A 7,545-nucleotide genomic window follows, 5' to 3' on the forward strand; every position below is an offset into this window, starting at 1 on the left:
CCTAAAATACGACGTTTGCCATTTGTTTTTAAGTGACGCGCAGTCCAAATTACTGGTGTACCTACGTCAAAGGTAAAGATAGCATCATCAGCAGCTAATTTATTAAGACGATTTACGAAGTATTGCGGATGGATTGCGACCCCATCTGGTTCAGCTACAGCATAGCTGTCTAAGTCGCCTCTAAACTTAGTATATGCTTTGCGTACAGTGTTGATAAATTCAGTATCATCACGTTGACCTATAAGAGGTAATAATTCTTTCAATGTATCTTTTACGGTACCAATAATACCTTGAGTAAGTGGTACACGACGACCTAATGCACTAGGATCTCTATCAACTTGGATTACCTTTGCATTTTCTGGGTAGAAAGGTCGGTAAGGGAAGTCAGTACCAAGCATAACGAGTGTATCGCATTGCTCAATCGCACGATAACCAGATGTATAGCCTAATAGACCTGTCATACCTACATCATATGGGTTATCCCATTCAACCCATTCTTTACCTCTGAAAGCGTGTACTACAGGTGCTTGTAAGCGTTTTGCTAATTCTACCACTTCGTCATGAGCACCTTCACAGCCTGCACCACAGAAGAGAGTAATGCGTTTACCAGTTTCTAAATGAGCAGCCATTTCTTCAATATCGTCGCGTTGTGGCACGATATGAGGTAAACGAGGTGGAGTCCATACAGGTAATTCATCAATTTCCATTTCCATTACTGCAACGTCCCCAGGAAGAACGATAACTGCAACATCTTGATTACCTACAGCAGCATTCATAGCACGGAACAGGATTTCAGGCATTTGTTTAGGATTGGATACGAGTTCGCAGAAACAAGAGCATTCTTTGAATAAGTTTTCTGGATGTGTTTCTTGGAAATAATTTAACCCAACTTCAGATTGAGGAATATGAGAGGCAATAGCCAATACTGGAACACGATTGCGGTGGCAATCGAAGAGACCATTGATCAAATGTAAGTTGCCAGGGCCAGAACTACCAGCACATAAAGTTAATTTATGAGTTAAGGATGCTTCTGCACCTGCAGCAAAGGCTGCTGTTTCTTCATGTCGTACATGTTCAAAGGCAATCTTACCATTGCGGCGTAAACTATCGTTTACAGAGTTTAAACTATCGCCAGTGATACCGTAGATGCGTTCGATTCCCGCATTGGCTAAGACTTCTATAAGTACGTCAGAAATTCGTTTTTTTGCCATATTATCACCTTTATTCAATAATTAATATCAATAAAATATGGTTTTTAGAACCACATGAATTATACTAGACCTATTTTTTGTGTATTTATGTGATATAAATCACTATTTATTGCATACATGGTTTATAGTTATTTAGAAAATCGTACTATAGCATCTTTAAATAACATTTTTAGTCTTATATTTTCCTAATGTTTTATTTGATATTCTTTCTTAATACAAAACTCTTATTCTTGCATAACCCTAATAAAAGTGTTACTATTAATTCATAAAGAAAATAGATAAGTCTTTGGGGACAGGTGAAATTCCTTACCGGCGGTATAGTCCGCGAACCTTATGGGTATGAATCGGTGCAATTCCGATACCGACAGTATAGTCTGGATGAGAAAAGACAAGGCACATTTGTTGTGCGCAATTATGATTACCCAAGGACTATGTATATAGTCCTTTTTTTATTGAGGTGATATGGTGGATGACGTAGCATATATGAAACGCGCCATTGCACTGGCAAAATTAGCCACAGGTCACACTTCGCCAAATCCTTTGGTTGGTGCCGTAGTGGTTAAAGACAATACAATAATCGGTGAAGGTTATCATCATAAAGCTGGTACAGCACACGCTGAGGTTCATGCCTTAAACCAAGCTGGTGATAATGCTAAAGGTGCTACTTTATATGTAACATTAGAGCCATGTTCTCATTATGGTAAAACTCCACCTTGTGCGCTGCGTATTATCGAGGCTGGCATAGCTAAAGTCGTAGTAGGTAGTACAGATCCTAACCCACTAGTATCTGGAAAGGGTATGGATTTACTCCGTGAAGCAGGCATAGAGGTTGTTTGCCCCTTATGCAGTGAGGAATGTGCTGAACTAAATGAGCATTTCTTTACGTATATACAGACCGGTAAACCTTTTGTAACTATTAAAAGTGCTATGTCACTAGATGGTAAGATTGCAACGTTTACAGGCCATTCCCAATGGATTACTAATGAATCCTCCCGTCGTGATGGACATGTACTACGTGCTACTCATGATGCTATGCTCGTTGGTATCGGTACAATCTTAGCAGATAATCCTCAGTTAAACTGTCGTCTTAGTGATGATGAATTAGCAGATGCTATATTGGATAGAAACATTCTTAATGAGCCTATCCCAGTTCATCAACCAGATGTCATCATATTAGACAGTCTTGGTAGAACACCTACCACAAGTCGTGTATTTGAAGTAGATTCTCGCAAGGTTCATATATTTGTATCTAAAGGTTGTCCTAAAGAACGAATTCAAGCTTTAGAAAACGTAGGTGCCATTGTTACGGTTGTAGAATCTATTTCTACTCGTAAAAGTAAGAGTACTGATATCGTTATTGATATTAAGAAATTATCTATTGATGATATTCTTACCAAACTTGGAGAACTAGGCTACACATCAGTACTTGTAGAAGGTGGGTCATCCATCATTAGTTCCTTTGTAGAAACGATGAATTTTGATAAAGTTGTAACTTACATAGGAAATACAATTATTGGTGGTACTGATGCAACTCCTGCTGTAGGTGGTCGTGGCTTTGAAAGTTTAGAAGCTTCACCTCAATTAACTTTCACAAAAACTAAAGTATTAGATAATAACATTCGCATCGAAGCGTATCGTCAAGGAAGGAGGGGCGCTTATGTTCACGGGAATCGTTGAAGAAATCGGCCGCATCGAGAACATTAAAAAGGGCCCTAAATCCTTAGCCATAACAATTCGGGGGAATAAAATATTTAGCGATTTAAAAATAGGTGACTCCGTAGCTGTTAATGGTGTATGTTTGACGGCTACAACGATTGGTAATGGCATCTTTACAGCTGATGTTATGCCAGAGTCGATCAAGATGACTACTTTTACAAATTTGAAAGTTCATCAACCTGTCAACTTAGAGCGTGCTATGCTTGCCAATGGTAGATTTGGTGGTCATATTGTGGCAGGTCACGTAGATGGGACGGGCCGCATCATTAACCGGGAACAAACGGATAATGCCATTATTTTTACCGTAGAGGCCCCTAAATCCGTTATGGATTACGTTATTTATAAGGGTTCCATTACGATCGATGGAATTAGCCTCACCATTATGCGACGAACGGACAGCAGTTTTTCCGTATCTATCATTCCTCACGCCTTGGGCGAAACAATTTTAGGCTCTGCCCATATTGGTACGGAGGTTAATTTAGAAACGGATATCGCTGGTCGATACATTCGTCATTTTATGAATCTTGGTAGTGAACCTACCGAAGAGAAACCTAAGAAATCTATGCAATCCCTCTTAGTAGAGAATGGATTTATATAAAAGTAAGGAGCGTTCCTATGAGCGAACAATTACATTCTATTACAGAGGTCTTAGAAGACCTTAAAGCTGGCAAACCTGTTATTATTGTTGATGATGAAAGCCGTGAAAACGAAGGCGATCTTATCATTGCTGCAGAGTTTGCTACACAAGAAAATATTAATTTTATGGTTAAATACGCGCGCGGTATCGTATGTACGCCTATGCGCCGTGAAGCTTTAGAAAAACTTGGCATTCCTGCCATGGTTACTAAAAATACAGATAATCATGAAACTGCTTTCACCGTTACTGTTGACCATGTAGATACTACAACAGGCGTATCTCCAGCAGAACGTGCGTATACAATTCAAAAATTACTAGATCCTAATGCTAAACCTGAAGACTTCCGTCGTCCTGGTCACGTGTTCCCTTTAGTATATAAAGAGGGGGGCGTTCTAGTACGCCAAGGTCATACTGAAGCATCTATCGACCTTTGCCGACTAGCAGGTTTACAAGAGGCAGCTGTTATTTGTGAGATTACAAAAGATGACGGCGATATGGCACGTCTACCAGATCTCATGAAATTTGCGAAAGAACACAATTTGAAAATTGCTTCTGTAGCAGAACTTATAGAATATCGTAAACAACATGAAGATATGGTTGAGCTTGGTGCTTGTTCTAAGTTGCCTACTAAATTTGGTGATTTTAATATCTTTGTATTCAAAAATGAATTAGATAAAAAAGAGCATTTAGCTATCGTTAAAGGTGATGTGCAAAACTGTAGCGATGTCCTTGTACGTATTCACTCTGAATGTTTAACTGGCGATGTATTCGGTTCTAAACGTTGTGACTGCGGCGAACAATTAGATAATGCATTACGTGCTATCGAAAAAGAAGGCAAAGGCGTTGTAGTATACATGCGTCAAGAAGGTCGTGGCATTGGCTTAACAAATAAAATTAAAGCCTATGCTTTACAAGAGCAAGGTTTAGATACTGTAGAGGCTAATGAACAATTAGGCTTCCCTGCAGATATGCGCGAATATTCCTTGGCTGCTCAAATTATCCGTTTCTTAGGGATTAAGAGTATTAGATTGTTAACAAACAATCCAGAAAAACGTCATGGCTTAGAACATTGGGGTATTGATGTAACTAGCCGAGTACCGCTCATTATTGCAGCTAATAAATTTAATGCAGGGTACTTAAAGACAAAAGAAGAAAAAATGGGTCATATGTTAGAAGACTAATCATTTAGTTTTACTTAACAAATTGCTCGTCACATAAGAATTTCCCTTACTGGAATATAGGAGGTCAACATAATGAAGGTTCAAGAAGGTAATTTACTAGGTAGTGGTAAAAAGTTTGCTATTATCGGTTCACGTTTTAATGAGTTCATTACTTCCAAATTAATCGGTGGCGCTGAAGATTGCTTATTACGTCACGATGTAAAAGAAGAGGATATTACTGTTATTTGGGTACCAGGTGCTTATGAAATTCCATTGATTGCTAAAAAAGCTGCTTCATCTGGTCGCTTCGATGCGGTTATTTGCGTTGGTGCTGTTATTCGTGGTGCTACAACTCATTATGACTATGTATGTAATGAAGTAGCTAAAGGTATTGCTCATGTTTCCTTAGAAACTGGTATTCCTGTTATGTTCGGTGTAGTAACTACTGAAAATATTGAACAAGCTATCGAACGTGCTGGTACTAAAGCTGGCAATAAGGGTTACGACTGTGCTATGGGCGCTATTGAAATGGTTAACCTTATCGATCAATTCTAAGAAGACTATTAAAAACACTCAGTATCCTATGGTACTGGGTGTTTTTATAATATCGAAAATATGTTCTTTTATATCGAAAATAGAGTAGACGAACATATATTCCCTATAATTTGAAATATAATTCTATGACATGATATACTATATAAGCACTTATAAGTGCAGTTTTAAAAGTTAATTAGTAATAAGGAATGATAGAATGGATTATATAAAACGTTTTACGACCCGAGAAGGGGTTCGTATGTCTTTAGCAGTAACAACAGATACTGTTGAAACGGCTCGTGTACGTCATGATTTATGGCCTGTCGCAACAGCTGCTTTAGGTTGCGCTATGACGGGGGCTATTTTATTAGCTGGTGATTTTAAAAATCATGAAAATGTAAGTTTGCGTATTAAAGGTGATGGCCCTCTAGGTGTAGTTCATGTAGATGCGTTTGCAGATAATACGGTTCGTGGCTATGTGGATGAGCCACATGTAGATGTACCTTTAAAACGAGCTGGTAAGCTTGATGTAGGTGCTGCTGTTGGTCATAATGGAGAAGTACAAGTTACTCGCTTTACTCAATTAGCACAAGATTATACCTCTACAAGTCCAATTCAAAGTGGTGAAGTAGCAGAGGATTTGGCCTACTATTTATATGCTTCTGAACAAGTACCTTCTACTATTAGCTTAGGTGTATTGGTAGACCCAGATTATCATACAGTTGTAGCTGGTGGTTTTATCGTACAAGCTTTACCAGATGCTACAGACGAAGCATTAGCACAAGTAGAAAAGAATATTAACGAACTTGGTCCTATTACAGAATATTTAAAAGCTCATCCAGATGGTAAGGGTCTAATGGAACGCGTTCTTGATGGCTTGACTGTGAATGAAGTATATAATGAACCAATTCACTTCCAATGTCGTTGTGGACGGGATCGCTTTGGTGCTGTACTTATGACATTAAGAGAAGAAGATAAACAGGCTATTTTGGAAGATGAAGTAACAGAACTTGTATGCCATTACTGTAATGAAAAGTATCATTTTAGTCGTGAAGAGTTACAAGATATGTTTGCTCCTAAAGGTCCAATTCAATAAAACTTTATAATATGTTGAAAAAATACAGGCTACTAGGTTTTTCCTATAGCCTGTTTTTCTATTCTATGAGAAAATAAAAGGTAGAGTTATTAATAATAGGAGGTCACAATGAGTGCAATTGGCGTAATTGGTGGTACTGGCGTTTATGATCCATCCATCTTTGAAAATATTCATGAAGAATCCTTAATGACACCATATGGTGAAATAGATTATGTACAAGGTACATACCATGGGAAAACAGTAATCTTTGTTGCTCGTCATGGCAAAGATCACACAATTCCTCCACATAAAATCAATTATCGAGCTAATATTTGGGGGCTCAAAAAATTAGGCGTTACATTTATTATCTCTACGACTGCTGTAGGTTCCTTGAATGAAAACTTTAAGCCTGGTCATTTCGTTTTGACTGACCAATTCTTAGATTTCACTAAGAACCGCATCACTACATTCTATGAAGGTGGTGACCGTCCAGTAGCACATCTTGATGTAACAAATCCTTACTGCCCAGAATTACGTGATGTTCTTCAAAAGGTAGGTACTGAACAAGGTCTTACAATTCATAATGGCGGTACTTATGTATGTACAGAAGGTCCACGCTTTGAAACACCAGCGGAAATTAAAATGTTCCATATGCTTGGTGGGGATACAGTAGGCATGACAAATGTACCTGAAGTAAATTTAGCTAATGAAGCTGAAATGGCATATGCTACGATTTCTATGATTACCAACTATGCAGCAGGTATTTCTGAATCTGCTTTGACACATGGTGAAGTGGTAGAAATGATGGGCGACATGGCAGCTCAACTTAAATCTCTTATTTTAGGTGCTATTGATGCAATCGATGTAGATGCTCGTTATGACGCACATAATCGCATGCAAGAATATGGTGGCTTTAAACTATAATCCATTCATAATGAAATACAATAGTTCATCGAAGGAGAAGGTATGATTAATATTGAATGGCGTAACGATACGCTAGTACTATTAGATCAAACTAAATTACCTACTGAAATTACGTATGTTCACTGTACAGATTGGCGCCAAGTAGCCGAAGCTATTAAAATGCTTCGCGTTCGTGGCGCACCTGCTATTGGTGTTGCTGCCAGTTATGGCCTCATTTTAGCGGCTATGGAAGCAGGCCGTTTGGATGCACCATTTAGTGAACAACTTACAAGCTTATATGAATTTAGT

Annotated in this window: 7 protein-coding genes, 1 pseudogene and 1 riboswitch; of the genes and pseudogenes, 7 read left to right on the forward strand and 1 reads right to left on the reverse strand. The window is 38.4% G+C overall.

The window, feature by feature from the left end; genetic code table 11:
- Window positions 1-1,211 (reverse strand): thiamine pyrophosphate-binding protein (locus tag Q7P05_RS05545; RefSeq protein WP_303930963.1); only part of this gene is annotated, 1,211 nt, incomplete at its 3' end.
- Between the two features lie 278 nt (window positions 1,212-1,489).
- A riboswitch (FMN riboswitch) is annotated at window positions 1,490-1,605 on the forward strand.
- Window positions 1,606-1,673: 68 nt separating this feature from the next.
- On the opposite strand from Q7P05_RS05545, the gene ribD reads away from it, so the two are divergent.
- The 7 genes and pseudogenes from ribD to Q7P05_RS05580 form a co-directional block, all read left to right on the forward strand.
- A complete protein-coding gene (gene ribD / locus Q7P05_RS05550) occupies window positions 1,674-2,888 on the forward strand; it encodes a bifunctional diaminohydroxyphosphoribosylaminopyrimidine deaminase/5-amino-6-(5-phosphoribosylamino)uracil reductase RibD (protein ID WP_303930964.1) in 1,215 nt (404 codons plus the stop codon).
- Window positions 2,869-3,525 (forward strand): riboflavin synthase, encoded by a 657-nt coding sequence (locus tag Q7P05_RS05555; RefSeq protein WP_303930965.1) that lies wholly within the window; start codon window positions 2,869-2,871, stop codon window positions 3,523-3,525. Before ribD ends, Q7P05_RS05555 begins: the two co-directional genes overlap by 20 nt.
- Window positions 3,526-3,542: 17 nt before the next feature.
- Window positions 3,543-4,745 (forward strand): bifunctional 3,4-dihydroxy-2-butanone-4-phosphate synthase/GTP cyclohydrolase II, encoded by a 1,203-nt coding sequence (locus Q7P05_RS05560; RefSeq protein WP_303930968.1) that lies wholly within the window; start codon window positions 3,543-3,545, stop codon window positions 4,743-4,745.
- A gap of 72 nt (window positions 4,746-4,817) precedes the next feature.
- Complete coding sequence (gene ribE, locus Q7P05_RS05565; protein WP_105085641.1) at window positions 4,818-5,279, forward strand: 6,7-dimethyl-8-ribityllumazine synthase; 462 nt, start codon at window positions 4,818-4,820, stop codon at window positions 5,277-5,279.
- Window positions 5,280-5,475: 196 nt separating this feature from the next.
- Window positions 5,476-6,354 carry an Hsp33 family molecular chaperone HslO gene (gene hslO, locus Q7P05_RS05570; protein ID WP_303930970.1) on the forward strand — a complete coding sequence of 293 codons (879 nt, stop codon included), beginning with the start codon at window positions 5,476-5,478 and terminating at the stop codon, window positions 6,352-6,354.
- Between the two features lie 108 nt (window positions 6,355-6,462).
- A complete protein-coding gene (gene mtnP, locus Q7P05_RS05575; RefSeq protein WP_303930972.1) occupies window positions 6,463-7,257 on the forward strand; it encodes an S-methyl-5'-thioadenosine phosphorylase in 795 nt (264 codons plus the stop codon).
- Window positions 7,258-7,299: 42 nt separating this feature from the next.
- Window positions 7,300-7,545: pseudogene (locus Q7P05_RS05580) on the forward strand (S-methyl-5-thioribose-1-phosphate isomerase); the annotation flags it as partial.

Origin of the sequence: Veillonella dispar (assembly GCF_937975875.1) — a bacterium.
Lineage (GTDB): Bacteria > Bacillota > Negativicutes > Veillonellales > Veillonellaceae > Veillonella > Veillonella dispar_B.